General features: G+C 74.9%; 17 protein-coding genes and 1 tRNA gene. 15 read left to right on the top strand and 3 right to left on the bottom strand.

The window, feature by feature from the left end:
* Window positions 1-21 precede the first annotated feature (21 nt).
* The gene (locus tag ABTZ91_RS31910; RefSeq protein WP_352080713.1) at window positions 22-1518 is read left to right on the top strand and encodes a choice-of-anchor A family protein; all 1497 of its coding nucleotides are present in this window, start codon (window positions 22-24) and stop codon (window positions 1516-1518) included.
* Here the strand turns inward: ABTZ91_RS31910 and ABTZ91_RS31905 are convergent.
* Together ABTZ91_RS31905 and ABTZ91_RS31900 are read right to left on the bottom strand one after the other, a co-directional pair.
* Window positions 1490-1978 (bottom strand): heme-degrading domain-containing protein, encoded by a 489-nt coding sequence (locus ABTZ91_RS31905; RefSeq protein WP_352080712.1) that lies wholly within the window; start codon window positions 1976-1978, stop codon window positions 1490-1492. The genes ABTZ91_RS31910 and ABTZ91_RS31905 overlap by 29 nt on opposite strands.
* Window positions 1975-3045, bottom strand: a complete 1071-nt coding sequence (locus ABTZ91_RS31900) for a Gfo/Idh/MocA family oxidoreductase (RefSeq protein ID WP_352080711.1) — start codon at window positions 3043-3045, stop codon at window positions 1975-1977. The genes ABTZ91_RS31905 and ABTZ91_RS31900 overlap by 4 nt, the downstream gene beginning before the upstream one ends.
* Window positions 3046-3145: 100 nt before the next feature.
* On the opposite strand from ABTZ91_RS31900, the gene ABTZ91_RS31895 reads away from it, so the two are divergent.
* The 13 genes from ABTZ91_RS31895 (at window position 3146) to ABTZ91_RS31835 (ending at window position 16411) form a co-directional block, all read left to right on the top strand.
* The gene (locus ABTZ91_RS31895) at window positions 3146-4576 is read left to right on the top strand and encodes an ROK family protein (protein ID WP_352080763.1); all 1431 of its coding nucleotides are present in this window, start codon (window positions 3146-3148) and stop codon (window positions 4574-4576) included.
* Window positions 4577-4697: 121 nt separating this feature from the next.
* A complete protein-coding gene (locus ABTZ91_RS31890) occupies window positions 4698-5684 on the top strand; it encodes a hypothetical protein (RefSeq protein WP_352080710.1) in 987 nt (328 codons plus the stop codon).
* Window positions 5685-5734: 50 nt separating this feature from the next.
* A complete protein-coding gene (locus tag ABTZ91_RS31885; RefSeq protein ID WP_352080709.1) occupies window positions 5735-6490 on the top strand; it encodes a GntR family transcriptional regulator in 756 nt (251 codons plus the stop codon).
* A gap of 189 nt (window positions 6491-6679) precedes the next feature.
* Window positions 6680-7801, top strand: a complete 1122-nt coding sequence (locus ABTZ91_RS31880) for a TIGR03364 family FAD-dependent oxidoreductase (protein ID WP_352080708.1) — start codon at window positions 6680-6682, stop codon at window positions 7799-7801.
* Between the two features lie 5 nt (window positions 7802-7806).
* Entirely contained in the window at window positions 7807-8538 is a 732-nt protein-coding gene (locus ABTZ91_RS31875; RefSeq protein WP_352080707.1) for a phosphonatase-like hydrolase, read from the top strand.
* Complete coding sequence (locus ABTZ91_RS31870; RefSeq protein ID WP_352080706.1) at window positions 8535-9758, top strand: ABC transporter ATP-binding protein; 1224 nt, start codon at window positions 8535-8537, stop codon at window positions 9756-9758. The genes ABTZ91_RS31875 and ABTZ91_RS31870 overlap by 4 nt, the downstream gene beginning before the upstream one ends.
* Window positions 9751-10611, top strand: coding sequence for a 2-aminoethylphosphonate ABC transporter permease subunit (locus tag ABTZ91_RS31865; RefSeq protein ID WP_352080705.1), 861 nt, complete (start codon window positions 9751-9753; stop codon window positions 10609-10611). Before ABTZ91_RS31870 ends, ABTZ91_RS31865 begins: the two co-directional genes overlap by 8 nt.
* Window positions 10598-11395 carry an ABC transporter permease subunit gene (locus ABTZ91_RS31860; RefSeq protein WP_352080704.1) on the top strand — a complete coding sequence of 266 codons (798 nt, stop codon included), beginning with the start codon at window positions 10598-10600 and terminating at the stop codon, window positions 11393-11395. The genes ABTZ91_RS31865 and ABTZ91_RS31860 overlap by 14 nt, the downstream gene beginning before the upstream one ends.
* Before the next feature lie 23 nt (window positions 11396-11418).
* Window positions 11419-12486 (top strand): 2-aminoethylphosphonate ABC transporter substrate-binding protein, encoded by a 1068-nt coding sequence (locus ABTZ91_RS31855; RefSeq protein ID WP_352080703.1) that lies wholly within the window; start codon window positions 11419-11421, stop codon window positions 12484-12486.
* Window positions 12487-12634: 148 nt separating this feature from the next.
* Window positions 12635-14176, top strand: coding sequence for an alkaline phosphatase family protein (locus ABTZ91_RS31850; protein WP_352080702.1), 1542 nt, complete (start codon window positions 12635-12637; stop codon window positions 14174-14176).
* A gap of 137 nt (window positions 14177-14313) precedes the next feature.
* On the top strand, window positions 14314-15093 hold the full coding sequence (locus tag ABTZ91_RS31845) for an HAD-IIA family hydrolase (RefSeq protein WP_345488034.1): 780 nt from the start codon (window positions 14314-14316) through the stop codon (window positions 15091-15093).
* A gap of 83 nt (window positions 15094-15176) precedes the next feature.
* Entirely contained in the window at window positions 15177-15761 is a 585-nt protein-coding gene (locus ABTZ91_RS31840) for a hypothetical protein (RefSeq protein WP_352080701.1), read from the top strand.
* Window positions 15758-16411, top strand: a complete 654-nt coding sequence (locus ABTZ91_RS31835) for a class F sortase (RefSeq protein WP_352080762.1) — start codon at window positions 15758-15760, stop codon at window positions 16409-16411. Before ABTZ91_RS31840 ends, ABTZ91_RS31835 begins: the two co-directional genes overlap by 4 nt.
* 300 nt (window positions 16412-16711) lie before the next feature.
* Here ABTZ91_RS31835 and ABTZ91_RS31830 read toward each other — a convergent pair.
* Window positions 16712-16785, bottom strand: a tRNA-Lys gene (locus tag ABTZ91_RS31830).
* A gap of 183 nt (window positions 16786-16968) precedes the next feature.
* On the opposite strand from ABTZ91_RS31830, the gene ABTZ91_RS31825 reads away from it, so the two are divergent.
* Complete coding sequence (locus tag ABTZ91_RS31825) at window positions 16969-18363, top strand: peptidoglycan-binding protein (RefSeq protein WP_352080700.1); 1395 nt, start codon at window positions 16969-16971, stop codon at window positions 18361-18363.
* The last annotated feature ends 2056 nt before the right edge of the window (window positions 18364-20419 follow it).

Below are 20419 nucleotides of genomic sequence, written 5' to 3'. Positions count from 1 at the left end.
CGTCGTGCCTAATTGCGGCCTATGCGTGCATACGTACCGCAACGGCGTCGTCGCCTGCTGCCCGCCGCCGCGGCGACCGCGGCCGGCGCCGCCCTGCTGACCGGAGCCCTCGCCGCCCCGGCCCTCGCCGACCCGCTGCCGGGCGGCCTCGGCCCGTGCCTGCCGGGCAGCTGCCCCGCCCCGTACCCGGACATCCACAACGGCGTCGTCGCGGGCCGCGACAACAACGTCAACGTCTTCGTCGGCGGCGACTTCCGCGTCCGCGAGGCGGCGGCCGAGGCGGAGGGCAAGGTCGTGGTCCTCGGCGCCTTCGACATGAGGAAACGTCCCGGCGTCTCACAGGTCTACAACGTCGGCGTCGCGGGCGTCGGTTCGCGCGTCGTGCCCGACAACGACTCCGCCTTCCTCACCACGGGCGGCGACATCACCGTCGCCAAGGGCCAGCGCCTGCTGGCCGAGGAGGGCGTGGTCCACGGAGTCGTACGGTACGGGGGCGGGCTGACCGGCACGGTCAGCCCCAAGGCGGTCGCCGACCCCAGGGCGGCCGACCCGTACAAGAGCCTGCGCGACAAGCTGTCCGTGGCCAGCCGGTGTTACGCGTACGTGGCGGGCGCGCCGCGCGCCGCGACCGGCACGGCCGTGAACAAGGGCGGCGAGACCGTGTTCACCGGCGACGGCAGGTCGGCGATCCAGGTCTTCACCGTCGACTTCGACCTGGAGTCGACCACGGGCGGCTCCCAGGGCCTGACCTTCCGCCGCGTCCCGGACGGCGCGACCGTCCTCGTCAACGTGCTCGGCGCGCGGCGGACCGTCGACACGTACGTCAACGGCTTCCGGGAGGGGCTGCGTGACCGGCTGCTGTGGAACTTCCCCGACGCCAAGGACGTGACCTTCGAGGGCAGCGGGCAGTTCGAGGGCAGCGTGCTCATCGGGGAGCCGACCGGTACGGCCACGGTGACCATGCCGGGCATGAACGGGCGTTTCTACACCAGCGGTTCGCTCACCCACGCCTCGGTCGTGGGCGGGGGCGGCGGCCAGGAGCTGCACGCGTACCCGTTCGACGGCGACCTGCCCTCCTGCGCCGAGAACGAGCCCACGCCGCCTCCCACACCGACACCCACGCCCACCCCGGAGCCGGACCCTGACCCCGATCCGGAGCCGGACCCGGACCCTGACCCCGAGCCGGACCCGGACCCGGACCCTGACCCCGAGCCGGACCCTGACCCCGAGCCCGATCCAGACCCTGACCCCGATCCCGACGTCAACGGCGGAACGACCACCGGCGGTACGACCAGCGGCGGTACGACCGACGGCGGTACGACCACCGGCGGCGCGACCACCGGTGGGGGCGCTGACGGCGGACTCACCACCGGCGGCGGCGAACTCCCCGACACCGGCGCCGGATCCGGCTCCGGTTCCCCCACCGCCACGATCCTCGCGGGCGCCATGGCCGCCGTCCTCGTGCTGAGCGGCGCCGTCCTCGTGTCCGTCAGCCGGCAGCGTCGCCGTACGAGCTGAGCAGCCGTTCCAGGCCGAGGACGACCAGGGCGTGGTCCTCGGCCTGCGGCAGGCCCGAGACCGTGACCGAGCCGATGACGCCGGCGCCCGCGACCGCGATCGGGAACGAGCCGCCGTGCGCCGCGAACCGGTCCGGGTCCAGGCGCGAGGACGCCTCGAAGGTCGTGCCCTTGGCGCGGAAGCGGGCGCCGACGAGGAACGAGCTCACGCCGTACCGCTCCACCACCCGCCGCTTGCGGTCGATCCAGGCGTCGTTGTCGGCGCTCGACCCGGGCAGCGCGCAGTGGAACAGCTGCTGGGCGCCGTGCCGCACGTCGATCGCGACCGGTGCCCGCCGCTCCCGCGCGAGCCCGACCAGGATCGTGCCGAGGGTCCAGGCGTCGTCGTACGTGAAGCGGGGGAGGACCAGGCGGGCCTCCTGCGCCTCCAGCTCCTCGATCTCGTCGGGCCCGGCGTTCACAGGGTCACCGCCACGCCCTCGCGGGCGGACGTCCGCGCCGCCTCCAGGACGTCGAGCGCGGCGGCGGCCTCGTGGGCGGTGACCGGGTTGTCGCCCGTACCGCGCAGGGCGGCGGCGACGGCCGCGTAGTAGGCGGGGTAGTCGCCCGGCAGGGTCTCGACGGGGTCGCCACCGCCGGTCAGCGGGGACTCCCCGGCGCCGAGCCGGCCCCACAGTTCCTCGGGTTCCCGGCCCCAGACGGCGCCGGGCTCCGGTCGCAGGCCCTCGCGCAGGGCGGCCTCCTGGGGGTCGAGACCGTACTTGACGTAGCCGGCCCGGCTGCCGAGGACACGGAAGCGGGGGCCGAGCTGGGCGGTGGTGGCGCTCACCCACAGGTGGGAGCGCACGCCGCTCGCGTGGGTGAGGGCGAAGAAGGTGTCGTCGTCGGCCTGGGCGCCCGGGCGGCGCACGTCGGACTCGGCGTACACGCGGACGACCGGGCCGAAGAGGACCAGGGCCTGGTCGACGACGTGGCTGCCGAGGTCGTAGAGCAGCCCGCCGATCTCCTCCGGCGCGCCGGACTCGCGCCAGCCGCCCTTGAGCTGCGGGCGCCAGCGCTCGAAACGGGACTCGAAGCGCTGGACCTCGCCGAGGGCGCCGTCGGCCACGAGCGCGCGCAGGGTGAGGAAGTCGTTGTCCCAGCGCCGGTTCTGGAAGACGGACAGGAGCAGTCCGCGCTCGTCGGCGAGGGCGGCGAGGCCGCGCGCCTCGGCGGCGGTGCCGGCGAGCGGCTTGTCCACGACGACGGGCAGGCCGGCCTGCAGCGCGGCGGTGGCGACCGGGACGTGGGTCTTGTTGGGCGAGGCGACCACGACCAGATCGAGCTCGCCGGCCCGCGCGAGCAGCTCCTCGGGCGAGCCCGCGACCCGCACGCCCGGGTGCGCCGCGCGGGCCTGGGCGGCGCGCTCGGGATTGCCGGTGGTGACCGTGTCGAGGACGAGATCGGGGGAGGCGGCGATCAGCGGGGCGTGGAAGACGGAGCCCGCGAGGCCGTAGCCGACGAGTCCGACGCGGAGAGGGGTGACCATACGGCTACTTTGGCAACGCTGTTGCCAAAGTGCAAGCGGCAGGCACAATGGGCTCGTGAACAGGGACAACGGCCTCCGCCTCGGACTGGCGGGCAGGGACATGGGCGTGCGCGGGGCCTTGGGCGTGGGCGGCGGCGGTACGGGGCCGGGCGGCGCGGGTCCGGGCGGTACGGGGCAGGCCGGGGGCGCCGGCCTGCCCGCCCTGCGCGGGCACAACACGGCCCTCGTGCTCGACCTGCTGCGCAGGGCGGGGGAGGGCGGCATCAGCCGGCCGGAGCTGGCGGCGGGCACCGGCCTCACCCCGCAGGCCGTCAGCAAGATCACCGCCCGCCTCCGGTCCGAGGGCCTCGTGGCCGACGCCGGCCGCCGCGCCTCCACGGGCGGCAAACCGGCGACCGCGCTGCGGCTCGTCCCCTCGGCCGCCTACGCGATCGGGATCCACCTCGACCGCGACGAACTCACCGCCGTCCTCCTCGACCTCGCGGGCACCCGGGTCGCCGAACGGCGCTCCCCGCTGGACCTCGGCGCGGGCGCGGACACGGTCCTGGCGGCGGTCCGGACGGAGGTCGCGGCGCTGAGGGGGGTGCTGGGGTGGCATGCGACGGGCCCGGCCGGTCCGGCCGGTGCTTCCGCCGGACTGGACGCGGCGGGGACCAACGCCCCCGACTCGGCCCCGACCGGTCCGGCTGGTGCTTCCGCCGGCCCGGACTCGGCCGGGACCAAGGCCCCCGGCCAGGCCCCGGCCGGGAACAACCTCCCCGACCCGGCCCCGACCCGCGCCTCCGCTCCGGCCTCCGTCTCCGCCCCGACCCCCGCCTCCGCTCCGGCCTCCGTCTCCGCACCGGCCGGCGCCCCCGCTCGTGTCCTCGGTGTCGGTGTCGCCATGCCCGGGCCGCTGGATCACTGGGCCGGGAGGCCCGGCCGGGTGACCGGGTTTCCCGAGTGGGAGGGGTTTCCGCTGCGGGACGAGCTGGCGCGGTGGCTCGGCGTGCCGGTCGTGGTCGACAAGGACACCAACGCCGCCGCGCTCGGGCTCGCGCTGCGGCCCGGGGCGCCCGCCTCGTTCGCGTACGTGCACCTGGGTACGGGGCTCGGTGCCGGGCTCGTGCTCGGTGGGGCCGTGCTCCGTGGGGGCAGGACCGGGGCCGGGGAGCTCGGGCACCAGACCGTGCAGATGGACGGGCCGCCCTGCGACTGTGGCGGACGCGGCTGCCTGGAGGTCCTGTGCCTGGGCGCGCTGGCCCGTGGCGAGGTCGCCACGGCCGCCCGGGTCCTCGGGACGGGGGCGGCCAACCTGGTCCGGCTGCTCGACATCGACCGGGTGCTGCTGGGCGGCCGGGCGGTCCTGGCGGACCCGGAGGCGTACGCGCGCGGCGTCCGCGAGGTCCTGGGCGGCCTCGGCCTCCCGGCGGACGTCGAGGCCGCCGGCACTCCGTACGCCGTCGCGGAGGGCGCGGCCCAACTGATCCTCGCCCCGGTCTTCGGCAAGGAGCCGTCGGTCCGACCGTCCCATGATCGGGAAGTAGGCTGATCGGGCGGAATGCGCGTGCGTACGGCGTGCCCGGCCGCGTCGGTCCCGCGACCGGCCCGCCCCGCGTGGCAGCGTCGCGGGCGTCCCGTACGTCCCGCGAGCAGCAAAGGCACCGCCCCCCATGCGACTGCGCAACGCCCTCGCCCTCGCCGCGCTGACCACGGCCGCCACCGTCCCCGTGGCCCACGCCCTGGCCGCCACCCCCGCCGCGACGGTCCTCCTCCCGGCCGCCGCCACCCCCGCCGCGACCCCCGTCCTCGCGCCCGCGTGCGGGGACGCCGACGCCCGGGACTTCCCGCTGGCGACCCGGATCCGGGGCGGGCCCGCCGACTACGCCGCCGGAGGGGGCTTCCGGATGTGGCACCTGGAGATCGGGAACACCACCGCCGTGCCCTGCCGGGGCGTCCACCCGGTGCTCGTCCTCACCGACAGCGGCCGGTCGCTGAAACCCGACCAGATCCGCGCGGAGTTCTACGACGCGGAGGCACGGCTGTGGCGGCCGGTGGCCTTCGAGGCGACGGACCGGGCCGAGAACGTGGGCGTCTTCGCCGACAGCAGCCCACCCGCCCCCTCCAGCGCCCTCGCCTCCGCCGCCCCCACGTTCCCCGCCCCCTCCAGCGCCCTCGCCTCCGCCACCTCCAGCGCCCCAGCTTCCGCAACCGCTACAACCCCCGCAACCCCCACCGCCCCCGCCTTCGCCGGCTTCGCGGTGCCCGCCCGCGGCACCCTGACCGTCCCCGTACGCCTCGCCTTCCGCGCCGACGCCACGCCGGACGACGACGTCGTCCTCAACGCCGCCGTCGTCCAGCGCCGTGGCGACGACGGCGACTGGGTCGGCGAGTCGGGCGACTACCGGCTGGCCGTCGGCCCCGCCGCCCCGGCCCCCGAGACCCACCCCGACCCCGACCCTGACGCCGACCCCGACACCACCCCCGATCCGTCGGCGCCCGCCCGCCCCACCGCCCCCGGCACGGGCACCGACCCCCACGTCCCCGAACTCGCCCAGACCGGACGGGAGTCCGCCCTCCGTCACGCCCCCGTGGCGGTGGCCCTCCTCGCGGCGGGTGCGGCGGCCCTCCTCGCCGTCCGCCGCTTCCGGAACGCGTAGGCCACGCTCCGTACACCCTCCCGTTCACCCCGGTCTGCGACGATCACCGGGTGGAGACGAACGACACCGGCGCCCCCATCCGCTCCGGCATCCCCGAACACGGCCGCATCCCCAAGTACTACGCCGTGAAGGCGAAGGTCGCGGCGCTCATCGACGAGTTGGGAGAGGGCGGGCTGCTGCCCACCGAGCGCGACCTCGCCGTCCGTTACGAGGTGTCGCGGGAGACCGTCCGGCAGGCCCTGCGCGAACTGCTCCTGGAGGGGCGGCTGCGGCGGCGCGGCCGGGGCACCGTCGTCGCCGGGCCCAAGCTGGAGCAGCCGCTCTCGCTGGCCAGTTACACCGAGGGCGTGCGCCGCCAGGGGCGCAGGCCCGGCCGTGCGCTGATCTCGCTGGAGCGCTTCCCCTGCCCGGAGGGCCTCGCTCCGGAGGTCGGCGTGGCGCGCGGCGAGCCGGTCTGGCACATGGAGCGGGTCCTGCTCGCCGACGACGAGCGGGTCGGTCTGGAGAGCACGTACGTCTCCGAGGCCCGCGCCCCGCGCCTGGACACGGACTTCGACCCGGACTCCTCCTTCTACGCGTATCTGCGCGACCGTCTCGGTGTCTCCTTCGGCGACGCGGACGAGCGGATCGAGACCGTGCTCGCGACCCCGCGCGAGGCCCTGCTGATCGGCACCCCGCCCGCGCTGCCCATGCTCCTGATCCACCGGGTCTCCCGCGACACGGCCGGCCGTCCCCTGGAACGGGTGCGCACGCTCTACCGGGGCGACCGGTTCAGCTTCACCACCCGCCTCGGCCGCCAGGGCTGACCCGCCGCCTGCCGACACCGGCCCCCGACCGGCCCCCGCCCCCAGCTCCACGATGGTCCGCCCCCACCCCGGTTACCCCACCCCATATTACGAATGCATAACGGGTCTAGGCCAAGCTTGTCGGGCCGTTCACCGTCCCGTCGCCGGCCGGACCGCCCGGGGCCACCCGCCGCCGCGACCGTGAGCGGCATGAAGGTGATCGTCGTAGGAGCCGGCGTGGTGGGAACCATGCACGCCTGGCAGGCAGTCGAACGCGGCCATGAGGTCGTCCACATCGAGCGCGAGGCCGAGGCGCGCGGCGCCTCGCTGCGCAACTTCGGCCAGATCTGGGTCAGCGGACGGGCGGGCGGCGAGGAGCTGGAGACCGCCCTGCGCGCCCGCGAGCTGTGGGAGGGCATCGGCGCCCGCGTCCCCGCGCTCGGCTTCCGGGCCATCGGCTCGCTCACCCCGGTCCGGGGCGAGCTCGAACGGGCCGTCGCCGAGGCCGCCGTGGCCCGCCCCGACGCCGCCGCCCGCGGCTACAAGCTGCTCACGCCCGCCGAGGCGCGCGCGGTCAACCCGGCCCTGCGCGGCACGTTCGACGCCGCCCTGTGGTGCGAGCGGGACGCCGCCGTCGAGCCCCGTACCGCCCAGCTCGCCCTGCGCGAGGCCCTGCTGGCCACCGGCCGCTACACCTTCCTGCCGAACCGCGAGGTGCGGGAGGTCGTCGGCGAGAACGCGGTCCGCGACGACCACGGCGACACCCACACCGGTGACGCCGTCGTCCTGTGCACCGGCGCCTGGCTGTCCGGCCTGGTCCGCGAGGTCGCCGGCGCGATCCCGGTGCGCCGGGTGCGGCTGCAGATGATGCAGACCGACCCGCTCGGCGAACCGCTGACCACCTCCGTCGCCGACGCCGACTCCTTCCGCTACTACCCCGCCTACGCCTCCAAGGCCCTCGACGCGCTCAACGCCGGCCAGGCCCAGGACCCCACCGCCGCCGCCCACCGGATGCAGCTGCTCATGGTGCAGCGCGTCGACGGCGGGCTGACCATCGGCGACACGCACGAGTACGAGCACCCCTTCGCCTTCGACACCCTCGAAGACCCCTACGAGCACCTCACGCGCGTGGTCGAGTCCCTGCTCGGCCGCCCGCTGCCGCGCGTCCGCCGCCGCTGGGCCGGCGTGTACGCGCAGTGCACCGACACCACCCGGGTCGTCCACCGCCAGCGCGTGCGGGACGGCGTCTGGCTGGTGACCGGGCCCGGCGGCCGCGGCATGACCTGCTCGCCCGCCATCGCCGAGACCACCGCGAACGAACTGGGCTGGTGACACCCGTGACCGACAACAAGCAGCAGCGGAACCTCCCGCGTCAGGCCCCCGCACCGCGGCACGACCTCGTCGTCCTCGACATGGCCGGCACCACCGTCGCCGACGACGGCCTCGTCGAGCTGGCCTTCACGGCCGCCGCCGAACGCCTCGGCGAGGACCCGGCCGCGATGATCGGCCACGTCCGCGCCACCATGGGCGAATCCAAGATCACCGTCTTCCGGCATCTGTTCGGAGGGGACGAGCAGCGCGCCCGGCAGGCCAACCTCGCCTTCGAGGCGGCGTACGGGGAGCTCGTCGACGGCGGCCGGATCAGCGCGATCCCCGGCGCCGCCGAGGCCGTCGCCGCCCTGCGCGAACAGGGCAGGACCGTCGTCCTCACCACCGGCTTCGCCCGCGTCACCCAGGACGCGATCCTCGACGCCCTCGGCTGGCGGGACCTGGCCGACCTCACCCTCTGCCCGGCCGACGCCGGCGGCCGGGGCCGCCCGTACCCGGACCTGGTGCTCACCGCCCTGCTGCGCACCGGCGCCGTCGACGACGTCCGCCGGATCGCGGTCGCCGGCGACACCTCGTACGACATGCTCAGCGGCGTCCGCGCCGGCGCCGGGATCGTCGCGGGCGTGCTGACCGGCGCCCACGGCGAGCCGGCCCTCACGGAGCAGGGCGCCACCCACGTCCTGCCCTCCGTCGCCGGGCTGCCGGCCGCGATACGGGACTTCGAGGAGCGCCGGGCATGACCAGCGGCATCCGCTTCGACGCCGTCTCCGTCGCGTACGGCGGCCACACCGTCCTCGACTCGCTCACCCTCACCGTCGAACCCGGCGAGGTGATGGCCCTGCTCGGGCCCTCCGGCTCCGGCAAGACCACCGCCCTGCGGGCCGTCGCCGGTTTCGTCCGGCCCGTCGCCGGGCGGGTGTTCATCGGCGACCGGGACGTCACCGGCCTGCCCCCGTACAAGCGGGGCATCGGCATGGTCGTCCAGAGCTACGCCCTCTTCCCGCACCTGCGCGTCGAGGACAACGTCGCCTTCGGCCTGAGGGCCCAGAAGGTCCCCAAGGGCGAGATCCCCGGGCGGGTGGCCGAGGCCCTGGAGATGACCGGGATGGCGGCCTACGCCCGGCGCTACCCGCGCGAGCTGTCCGGCGGCCAGCAGCAGCGCGTCGCCATCGCCCGCGCCCTCGCCATCCGCCCCGACGTCCTCCTCCTCGACGAACCGCTCTCCGCGCTCGACGCCCAGCTGCGCTCCGGCATGCTCGCCGAACTCGCCCGGCTGCACCGCGAACTGCCCGACGTCTCCGTCCTGTACGTCACCCACGACCAGGTCGAGGCGCTCACCCTCGCCGACCGGATCGCCGTCATGGACCGGGCCCGCCTCCAGGACTGCGGCACCCCGCAGGAGCTGTACCGGCGGCCCCGCACCCAGTTCACCGCCTCCTTCGTCGGCAACGCCAACCTGCTGCCGGTGACCGTCACCGCGGACGGAGTCATGCTCGCCGCCGCCGGCGCCCCCCTCACCCCCGCCGGCGCCCCCCTCGCCACCGACGGCGCCACCGGCCGTGTCGCCCCCGACGGCGGCCCCCTCACCCCCGACGGCGCCACCGGCCGTGTCGCCCCCGACGGCGGCCCCCTCACCCCCGACGGCGCCACCGGCCGGGTCGCCCCCGGCGGTGTCCCGCTCGACGTGCCCGTCGCCGACGCCGCCCCCGGCGCCACCGCCACCCTGTGCGTCCGCCCCCACCTGGTCGGCCTCGGGCCCGGCCCCAACGCCCTGCGCGGCAAGGTCGCCGAGGTCCAGTGGCGGGGCGCCACCCACCGGCTGTACGTCGACGTCGGCGGCCACCGGGTGAAGGCCGACGTCCGGGAGCTGCGCGCGACCCCGGCCCTCGGCGACGAGGTGACCGTGCACTTCGCGCCGGAGGACGCGGTGCTGCTCGCCGCGGGGGCGACCGATGGCTAGCCCCGCGCTGCTCGCCCGGCGGGGCAGCGGGGCGCAGGCGGCGCCCGGGCGCCGCGTGCCCACCACGCTCCTGTGGGCCGCCCCGCCCGTGCTCGCCCTCGCCGTCGTCTTCCTCTACCCGCTCGTCCTCGTCGTCCGGGAGTCCCTCGCACCCGGCGCGTACGCCGAGGTGCTCGGCTCCCCGTCCTTCCGGGACGCGCTCGTCACCACCGTGTGGCTCGCCGCCGCGGCCACCGCCGGCTGCCTCGTCCTCGGTTTCGCCCTCGCGCTCGTCATCGCCTTCGTGCCCTTCCCCGGCGCCCGCGCGGTGGCGAGGTTCATCGACGTCTTCCTCTCCTTCCCCTCCTTCCTCATCACCCTCGCCCTGCTGTTCCTGTACGGCACGGTCGGCATGGCCAACGGCCTGTGGACGGACGTCACCGGCGCCGACAGCGGGCCCTTCCGCTTCCTCACCACCCCGTGGGGCGTGCTGCTCGCCGAGATCACCTACTTCACCCCGTTCGTGATGCGCCCGCTGCTCGCCGCCTTCTCGCAACTGGAGACCGCGCAGCTGGAGGTGGCCTCCTCGCTCGGGGCGCGCCCGCTGCGGATCGTGCGGCAGGTGATCCTGCCCGAGGCGCTGCCCGCGCTCGCCGCCGGCGGCGGACTCGTCCTGGTGATGTGCCTCAACGAGTTCGGCATCGTGCTGTTCACCGGGGCCAAGGGCGTGACGACCCTGCCGATGCTGGTCTACGGCAAGGCCATCCTCGAATCGGACTACGCCGCCGCCTGCGTGGTCGCCGTCGTCAACGTCGTGATCTCCGTGGGCCTGTACGCCCTCTACCGGGTGGTGAGCCGCCGTGCTGGTGCATAGCCGTACGGGCAGGTGGGCGGCCTGGGCCTGCTTCGCCGTCCTCTTCGTGCCCCTCTTCGCCCTGCCGCTCCTCGTGATCCTCGCCGCGTCCCTCGCCACGAACTGGTCCGGCGCCCTGCCCTCCGGGCCGACCACGGCCCACTACACGGCCGCCGTGCGCGGGGAGTCCCTCCAGGCGCTCACCACCAGCCTGGTCACCGCGCTCGTCGCGAGCGTGCTCGCGCTGACCTTCGGCACCTGGGCCGCGCTCGCCGCGTCCGCCCTCGGGAAGAAGGGCCGCCGGGTCCTCGACGCGCTGTTCATGCTGCCGGTGGCGGTGCCGTCCGTCGTCGTCGGACTCGCCGTCCTGGTCGCCTTCTCCCAGCCGCCGCTGCTGTTGAACGGCACGCGCTGGATCGTGGTCCTCGCGCACACCGTTCTTGTCACGGCGTTCGCCTACCAGTCGGTCTCGGCCGCCATCCTGCGTCTGGACCCGGTGTACGAGCAGGCGGCGGCCAGTCTCGGCGCCCGCCCCTCGTACGTCCTGCTCCGGGTGCGGCTGCCGCTCCTGCTGCCGTCGCTGAACGCGGCGGCCGGGCTCTGCTTCGCCCTGTCCATGGGCGAGCTGAGCGCCACGATGATGCTCTACCCGCCGGACTGGCTGCCGCTGCCGGTGCTGGTCTTCACGTCCACCGACCGCGGTTCGCTGTTCACGGGCTCCGCGCTCGCCGTGGTCCTGATGGCGGCGACGCTGCTCGTCCTGCTCGCCGTCTCCCGTATCCGCACCCGAGCGTCCTACCGCTGACCCGCCCAGGAGAGAACGACGCCATGCTTATCCAGGCCCCGTACGCCCGGCCGGTCGCCGCCGTCACCGGCTGCCTCCTCCTCGCCGCCACCCTCACCGCCTGCGGCGGCTCCTCGGCCGCCTCCGACGAGAAGGTCGTCACCGTCTACAGCGCCGACGGCCTCAAGGGCGAGGCGGGCGACGGCTGGTACGACAAGGTCTTCAAGGACTTCGAGAAGCAGACCGGCATCAAGGTGCAGTACGTCGAGGGCGGCTCCGGCGAGATGGTGCAGCGCGCCGCCCGCGAGAAGAACAACACCCAGGCCGACGTCCTCGTCACCCTGCCGCCCTTCATCCAGCAGGCCGACTCCAAGGGGCTGCTCCAGGCATACACGCCGAAGGACGCCGACATGGTGGGCGGCATCGACAAGGCCGACAACGGCAGGTGGATCTCCGTCGTCAACAACTACTTCGGCTTCATCCACAACAAGAAGGAGCTGACGACCCCGCCCACCACCTGGGAGCAGCTGCTCGACCCGACGTTCAAGGACAGGATCCAGTACTCCACCCCGGGCGTCGCCGGCGACGGCACCGCCGTGCTCATCAAGGCCATGCACGACTTCGGCGGCAAGGAGCCCGCCATGGAGTACCTGAGGAAGCTCCAGGCCAACAACGTCGGCCCGTCCTCCTCCACCTCCAAGCTCGCCCCGAAGGTCGACAAGGGCGAGATCCTCGTCGCCAACGGCGACGTCCAGATGAACTTCGCGCAGTCCCGCTCCATGCCGAACCTCGCCATCTGGTTCCCCGCGAAGCAGGGCGGCAGGCCCACCACCTTCGCCCTGCCGTACGCCGCCGGCCTGGTCAGCGACGCCCCGCACAGCGAGAACGGCAAGAAGCTGCTCGACTTCATGCTCGGCGAGCGGGCCCAGCGCGAGGTCAGCTCCGTCGGCGGCGGCTTCTCCGTCCGCAAGGACATCCGGGCCACCGACGCCAACGCCCTCGCACTGACCAGGCTCATGGAGGGCGTCGAGATCTTCGAGCCGGACTGGGCCGACATCGACAAGAACCTGCCCGCGTACGTCGACGCCTGGAAGGCCGCCACCGGAAGCTAACCGGGCGCCGCACAAGAGTTCACCGCACGTACCTTCCGCCCCACCGAAGTATCGCGGAAAGATAACGGGTACGGACCGAAGCTCAACGCCCCTGAGGAATCAGGGGCGTTGGGCCGCCCCCAGCCCCCTTCCACGGAGGACTCCAGACATGCCGCACACCGGCATCTCCCGCCGCGGCGTGCTCGCCGCCGCCGGCGCCACCGCCGCCCTCACCGCCACGGGCCTCGCCACCGCCCCCACGGCGCAGGCCGCCGCGCCCACCCTCCCGAACGGCACCAGCAAGGACAAGGTGCTCGTCGTCGGCATGGACGGCCTGCGCCACGACCGGATCGACGCGGCGAACGCGCCGACGCTCAAGGCGATGATGGCGGCCGGCACCTACGGCGTCTCCCTGCTCTACGCCAACCCCATGGCGGCCACCTCCTCCGGCCCCGGCTGGTCGACCATCTCCACCGGCGTGTGGCCCGACAAGCACGGCGTCCGGGACAACACCTTCACCGGCCGCAACTACGGCCAGTACCCCGGCTTCCTGGCCCGGCTGCACCAGGTGCGGCCCGAGCTCTCCCTCTACGCCGCCGTCGACTGGAAGCCGCTCGACACCTACGGCACCGTCACCGCGGGCGCCGACGCCAAGATCGTGCTCGACGGCGACCGCGACGGCTACGCCGGCCACGACGAGACCATCACCGCCGACAGCGTCACGGTGCTCCGCGACCAGAACCCCGACGTCGCCTTCGTCTACCTCGGCAACACCGACGTCGTCGCCCACTCCTACGGCACCGGCCAGCGGTACCTCGACGCCATCGCCGTGCAGGACGCCCAGCTCGGCCGGCTCATGGCCGCCGTCAAGGCCCGCCCGTCCTACGCCACCGAGCGCTGGACCGTCATCGTCTGCACCGACCACGGGCACGTCGACGCGGGCGGCCACGGCGGCTCCGCCATCGAGGAGCGCCGCACCTTCGTCCTCGCCCAGGGCCCGGGCATCGCCGCCGGCGCCCGCCCGATCGACACCCGGCTCGTCGACGTCGCCGCCACCGTCTTCCACCAGCTCGGCATCACCCCCGAACCGTCCTGGGGCCTGGACGGCAAGCCGATCCAGCAGCGCTCCACGGACCCGTTCGACGCGCTGTACGGCTCGCTCACCGGCCGCGTCGACGAGACCGGCATCCCGGCCGGCGTCCTCGGCTTCACCCACACGGCGCCCAGCGGCTGGTCCGTCATCAACAACGCCATGGGCACGGGCGGAGTGACCGAGTGGCGCGGCTGGTCCTTCGCCACCGACGAGTTCTGGTCCCGCAGCCAGCGCGACCAGTCCCGCGAGCTCAACGTCCGCTCCCGGGGCGTCTTCGCCGTCGCCGACTCCGACGAGTGGGCCGACAAGACCTTCTCCGGCACGTACGACTCGACGCTGGTCACCCCCGCGTACTCCGTCTCCGGCGCCTCCCGCGTCACCCTCGACTTCACCACCTTCTACCGGCAGGAGGGCGCCCAGACCGCCCAGGTCCTGGCCTCCTTCAACGGCGGCACGCCGTCCGTCGTCAAGAGCTACACCGCGGACGTGATCTCCCAGCCCCAGTCCCTCACGGTGAACGTGCCCGCCGGCGCGTCCAGCGTGAGCTTCCGCTTCCGCTACACCGGGTCCAACAACTGGTACTGGGTGGTCGACGGGGTCAAGGTCACCACTTCCTGACTAGTGTGGGGGGCGTCGCCACAGCGCTGTCGCGTCGCCCCCAGCACACCGCCCGTCGCGTACGGCACCCGACACCGGCACCCGCCCGTCGGCCGCCCGTACGCGTACGGCATCCGTACGGCAGGAGTCCCGCACCCATGGCAGAGCGCAAGCCGATCGAATCCTGGCTCACCGACATGGACGGCGTCCTCATCCACGAGGGCGTCCCGATCCCCGGTGCCGACGCGTTCATCACGAAGCTGCGGGACACCGGGAAGCCCTTCCTGGTCCTCACCAACAACTCGATCTACACCGCCCGCGACCTGCACGCCCGGCTCGCCCGGATGGGCCTGAACGTGCCCGTCGAGAACATCTGGACCTCGGCCCTCGCCACCGCCAAGTTCCTCGACGACCAGCGCCCCGGCGGCACCGCGTACGTCATCGGCGAGGCCGGCCTCACCACCGCGCTGCACGACATCGGCTACGTGCTCACCGACCACGACCCCGACTACGTGGTGCTCGGCGAGACCCGTACGTACTCCTTCGAGGCCATGACCAAGGCGGTCCGGCTCATCAACGCCGGCGCCCGCTTCATCTGCACCAACCCGGACGAGACCGGCCCGTCCCTGGAGGGCCCGCTGCCCGCCACCGGCTCGGTCGCCGCGCTGATCACCAAGGCGACCGGCAAGGAGCCGTACTTCGCCGGCAAGCCGAACCCGCTGATGATGCGCACCGGCCTGAACGCCATCGGCGCCCACTCCGAGACCAGCGCCATGATCGGCGACCGGATGGACACCGACATCCTGGCCGGTCTGGAAGCGGGCATGCAGACCTTCCTGGTGCTCACCGGTCTGACCACCCAGGCCGAGATCGACCGCTTCCCCTACCGCCCGTCGAAGATCGTGAAGTCGATCGCGGACCTCGTCGACCGCGTCTGAGTCCTCGCAGGTGGGGGCCCTGTTCGGCCCCCTGCGGATGCGAAAGGACCCGAACCGGGTGACCCTTCCCTCAGGAGGTCACCATGCGTTCAGGTCCCATCGCTCTCCGTGCCGCAGGGGCGGCCGTGGTTCTGGTGCTCGCTCCCGCGGCGGGCACCGCCCTCGCCCACGACGGGGTCAAGGTCACCGTCACCCCGGCCACCGCGGCGCCCGGCGCCGACGTCGACGTCAAGGTCACGGGCTGCAAGGGCACCACCGGCGCCGCCAAGTCCCCGGCCTTCGTCGCGGACGCCGAACTCACCGGCCGCGACGGCGGCAAGAACCCGCTCTTCGGCGACGCCACCGTCCGCTCCGGCCTCGACGAGGGCTCGTACCGGGTCGGCGTCACCTGCGACGGCCACGACCACCCCGACGTCGGCACCGTCCACGTCAAGCGCCACCACGAGCCCAGCCACCGGCCCACCCACCACCCGTCCCCGGTCGCCCCGGTGCGCGCGGGCGGCGGCGGCACGGCCGCCTTCGCCGCCCCGGCCGCGCCCGGCATGGCGCAGACGGCGGGCGGGGAGGGCCTCGGCACCCCGTACACGCTCCTGGGCCTCGGCATGGCCGCCGTCGCCGCGGTGGCGGTCGCCCTCCGCAGCACCCGCCGCCGGCGGGGCGCGGACTGAGTCCGGTGCCCTCCGGGCGTGCGCTGACCGGGACGGCCTGGGCGGTCCTGCTCCTGGGCCTCTGGCTCTGGGGCGAGGACGCCTCCGACGGGCCCGGCCGCCCCTCCGCGCCCACGACCGGCGACATCGCCGCCGTCGGCCGCCCGCCCGGCGCGCCGCTGCCCCCGGCGCACCCCCCGCTCACGGCCGCCGAGCCGCGCCGCGTGGAGATCCCCTCCCTCGGTGTCTCCGCCCCCGTGGTGCCCCGCGGCCTGGACGCGGACGGGGCGATCGACCCGCCGCCGTACGAGATGCCGCACACGGTCGGCTGGTACGGCTCCGGGACCCGTCCGGGCGCCGCCGGGGCCGCCCTGCTCGTCGGCCACGTCGACACCGAGAGCCGCCCCGCCGTCTTCTACGGCCTGAGCGCGGCCCGCCCCGGCGCGACGGTGCGCGTGACCCGTTCGGACGGAAGCGTCGCGGAATTCACGATCGACGACGTCCGGGTCCTGTCCCGGGACCGCTTCGACGCCCGTGCGGCCTACGGCCCGCACCTCGCGGGCCGGGCGGAACTGCGCCTGATCACCTGCGGCGGCACCTTCGACCGCGCGAGCGGTGCGTACACGGCGAACGTGGTCGTCTCGGCGTATCTGACGGGCGCGCGGGACTGAGTGCGGGGGAGGGGATGGGGGAGGGGTGACCGGGGGCCGGCCGGCGGGGCGGAGGTGCGGCCGCCGGCCGGCCCGGTCCTCGACCGCGGGCTCACGGGCCGCGGGAGGAGCCCGGAGCCGCCGCGGGAGGTCGGGACGGATGGCGCTCACTGTAGAGGAGCGATGCGGCGGAAACGGCCGAGACAGCGGAAACGGCGGAGAAGGCGGAAAGGCGGAAACGGCAGAGGGGGTGGAAACGCCGCAAACGGCGGAAACGACCGAGGCCCTTCACCTGATGGTGAAGGGCCTCGGCCTTTCGCGTGCGCCGCCAGGGACTCGAACCCCGGACCCGCTGATTAAGAGTCAGCTGCTCTAACCAACTGAGCTAGCGGCGCCTGCTGACGTCGATAACTTTACAGGACTCCCGAGGGTGCTCCTGACCATTTCCGGTCCCGCCCGGCCTGTCGGATGGTCGTATTGAGCCTTCGATCCGTCAAAATGCGATTTGTCCAGACAGTTGAGAAACTGGCGCCCGTGCAGGAGCGCCAAAAGATCTTGACGAGTGTGGAGGGGAACGCATGAGTGTGCCGGTCTTCGAAGAAATCGAACCCGCGGCCGACTGCGGCTGCCCGGGCTGCGCCCGGCAGCGGCGCGACCTCGCCCTCGGACTGCCCGTACGGGCGGGAGGCCACCCGGCCGCGCACGGCGCCCGTCGCGCGCTGGTCCTGGTGACGGCCGCGGGGGTGGTCCTGGGCGGAGGGACGGGGGTGGCCGGCGCGGATCCCGTTGTGGGAGGCGGGGTGGAGGGTGCGGCGAGAGATGCGGCGGGGGGAGCGGCGGGACGTACGGCGGGGGGCGCGGCGGACATCGGACCCGGGCCCGACACCCCGCAGGGCGACCGCGGCCCGCTGCACGGCGCGCCCGGCCCCGCCTCGGCGCCCTCCCCCGGCGCGGACCCGACCACCAGCCAGATCTCGGTGGAGTCGCTGCGGAAAACCACCCGCGCCGAGATCGTCAACCGCGCGAAGAAGTGGGTCGCCGCCCAGGTCCCGTACTCGATGGAGAAGTACTGGAACGACGGCTACCGCCAGGACTGCTCCGGCTACATCTCCATGGCCTGGAACCTCCGCAGCAACGAGTGGACCGGCAGCCTCGACCGCTTCGCCGACCGCATCGACCGCGCCGACCTCCAGCCCGGCGACATCCTGCTCTTCCACAACCCCGCCAACCCGACGCGCGGCTCGCACGTGACGATCTTCGGCGGGTGGACCGACTACACCCACACCGCCTACATCGCGTACGAGCAGACCAAGCCGCGCACGCGCAAGCAGCCGACGCCGCTCGCGTACTGGGAGTACTCCGACCGCTACGTCGCCTACCGCTACAAGGGCGTGGTCAGCGGCGGCGGTGGCGGCGCGGCGGGGGGCGGCCCGTCCGCGACCGTGACGCCGTACCCCGGGGCGGCGAAGTTCGGCCCCGGCGCGAACAACGCGTACGTCACCCAGCTGGGCAAGCTGCTCGTCGCGCGCGGCGGCAAGAAGTTCTACAGCCAGGGCCCGGGACCGCGCTGGGGCGAGGCGGACCGCCGCGCCACCCAGGCCTTCCAGCGGGCCCAGGGCTGGAAGGGCCGCGAGGCGGACGGTCTGCCGGGCCCGCAGACCTGGTCCCTGCTCGTGCGCGGGCAGGGCAAGGACATCGGCGGTTCGAGTGGTTCGGGCGGGTCGAGCGCATCTGCGAGCGGGTTCCCCGGGCGTGGCTACTTCCGTCCGGGCCAATTCAACGCATATGTGGAGAAGCTGGGCAAACAACTGGTGAAGCGGGGCTTCGGCAAGCACTACGTGTCAGGCCCCGGTCCGCGGTGGACGGAGGCGGACCGCCGCAACGTCGAGGCCTTCCAGCGGGCCCAGGGCTGGCGCGGCGGCGCGGCCGACGGCTACCCGGGCCCGGAGACCTGGCGGCGCTTGTTCCGATGACCCCGAGAACATGAGGTGGACCGAATGACGGCATCGACCCCGAACCCCCCGGACTCCGGCCCGGCCGCCACCCGCGACGCGGCCCGCACAGCCCGCCGCCTCACCGACGGCCGCCTCCGGCGAGGGGGACCGCCGGGTGGGGGTGCGGGGTTGTTGGGCGAGGGTGCGGGTGCGGGTGCGCCGGTCGGCGGGGACCCGGGGGCCGGGCCGGTCGCGCCGGGGGGTGCGGGTGCGGGAGACCGGTCCGCCGCCGCGCCCACCACGGGCGCGGCGGAAGCGCCGCCCGGGGTCGGTGGTGCGGGCCCTGCCGGTGCGGAAACGGGTGCGCCGAGTGGCGGCCACCCGGCCGGGCCGCTGCCGGCTCCCGCCGCTACGGGGCCGGTGACCCCCACGCCTGGCGTCCCCACCGTGGGAGCCACCACCAGCCCGACCGGACCCGGTACACCTGCGGCTGAGGCGGGCCGGCCGACGGCATCCGCCGCTACGGCCGCCACCCCGCAGGGCCCGTCCGGCGGGGTCGCAACTCCGGCTTCGCCGCCCGGGGCCGCGTCGGGCGGTGCGCCGGTGACCTCCGGTACGGCTGCGGCCCCGCAGGGGGCTCCTGCGGGTGGTGCGGTGGGCACGGTGGGCCTGTCTCAGGGCTCGGCTTCGACCGCGTCGGGCAGTGCGCCGGTGACCACCGGTACGACTTCTGCCGGGCACGCGTCGCCTGCCGGACCCGGCGATGCCGCGCGGCCGGGCCCGGCCGCGCCGGGCGGCGGGGCCGATGCGGGTGCGGTAGGCGCGCCCGAGGCTCCGTCGGGCGGTGCGCCGGTGACCGCCGGTGCGGCTGCGGCCCCGGGGGCTGCGGTAGGCGGGCCCGGGGTTCCGGCTTCGTCGTACGGGGCCGCGTCGGGCGGGGCGTCCGCGGGTACGGCTGCCGTCCCGCGGGTGACCTCTGGCGGGGGCGGGGCTCCGGATTCACCTCAGGCCAGTCAGCCGGGCGGCGCGCCGGTGACCGCCGGTACGACTGCGGCCCCGCAGGTGCCGTCCGGCGTGCCCGGGGCTTCGGCTTCGCCGCACACCGGCCGGTCGGCCGGTACGGCTGCCGCCCCGCAGGTGTCGTCTGGTGGGGGCGGGGCTCCGGCTTCACCTCAGGCGACTCAGCCGGGCGGCGCGCAGGCGGCCGCCAGTACGGCTCCGGCCCCGCAGGTGCCGTCCGGCGTGCCCGGGGCTTCGGCTTCGCCGCACACCGGCCGGTCGGCCGGTATGGCTGCCGCCCCGCAGGTGTCGTCTGGCGGCGGGGGTTCGAGTGCGCCGCACGCGACTTTGCCGGCTGGTACGTCGGCGAACGCCGGTACGGCTGCCGCCCCGCAGGGGGCACCTGCGGTAGGCGGGCCTGGGGTTTCGGCTTCGCCTCAGGCGACTCAGCCGGGTGGCGCGCGGGCGAATGCCGGTACGGCTGCGGCCCCGCAGGGCTCGTCTGCCGGGGCCGGGGCCGGTGCGAGGCCGGGCTCGGCCGCGTCGGGTGGTGGGGCCGGGGCGGGTGCGGTACGCGCGCCCGACGCGCCGTCGGGCGGTGCGCCGGTGACCTCCGGTGCGGCTGCCGCCCCGCAGGGCACGTCCGGCGTGCCCGGGGTTTCGGCTTCGCCGCACGCGACTCAGCCGGCTGGTGCCTCGGCGAGCGCCGGTGCGGCTGCGGCCCCCCAGGGGGCACCTGCGGTAGGCGGGACGGAGGCTTCGGCTGCGTCGTATGGGGCCGCGGCGGGTGGCGTGCAGGCGTCCGCCGGTGCGGCTGCCGACCCGCAGGGCACGTCCGGCGTGCCCGGAGCTTCGGGTTCGTCGCACGCCGGCCGGTCGGCCGGTACGGCTGCCGCCCCGCAGGTGCCGTCCTCCGGGGCCGGGGTCCGGGGCGGTGCGCCTGGCTCTGCTGCCTCCGCCGCCTCGTCGCACGCCGCCCGGTCCGGCGGTACGGCGGCGTCCGCCCCGCAGGAAGTACCCGCCGACGCCGGGGCGGCGGCCACCGCCGAGCGGGCGCGCGCGGGTGGCGGGACAGCGCCTGGCGCCGCCGGCCCCT

It is taken from the genome of Streptomyces sp. NPDC126499 (assembly GCF_040302485.1).
Lineage (GTDB): Bacteria > Actinomycetota > Actinomycetes > Streptomycetales > Streptomycetaceae > Streptomyces.
Note: the sequence above shows the minus strand (reverse complement) of the source record. Positions and strands in the feature narration are given on the sequence as shown.